This window comes from Methylobrevis albus (assembly GCF_015904235.1).
Taxonomy (GTDB): domain Bacteria; phylum Pseudomonadota; class Alphaproteobacteria; order Rhizobiales; family Pleomorphomonadaceae; genus Methylobrevis_A; species Methylobrevis_A albus.
In genome coordinates this window covers 1-317 of the sequence record NZ_JADZLT010000034.1, presented here as the reverse complement: position 1 = coordinate 317, position 317 = coordinate 1, and the positions used below count along the sequence as shown (strand labels likewise).

Below are 317 nucleotides of genomic sequence, written 5' to 3'. Positions count from 1 at the left end.
GAGATGCGCACGCGGCGCATTTCCGGGATCAGCCGCTCGCTGCCATAGAGCGCGAGGTATTCGGCGTAGTTCTCGAAGTCCTTGCGGCCGACGTAGTCGACGAAGGTTTCCGCCGGCGCGCCGTTGGCGAGGATCTCGTCATGGGCTTCGGTTTCGACATGGTAGTAGCCGAAGCGCTTGGGCATCGCCGACAGCGACACGAAGCGGATGCCGTCTCCGTTGACCAGCGCGCCGGCGTTCACCACCAGCCCGTCGACGATCATGCCGTGGTCGGCCGAGAGATAGAGGTCGGTGTGGGGAACGCCGCTGCCCAGCGC

The 317-nt window shown here is 65.6% G+C and carries 1 protein-coding gene; it reads right to left on the bottom strand.

The genetic code is table 11. The annotated features are described in order from the left end of the window. A partial coding sequence (locus I5731_RS00355) for a Hint domain-containing protein (protein WP_197309366.1) occupies window positions 1-317 on the bottom strand: 317 nt, incomplete at both ends.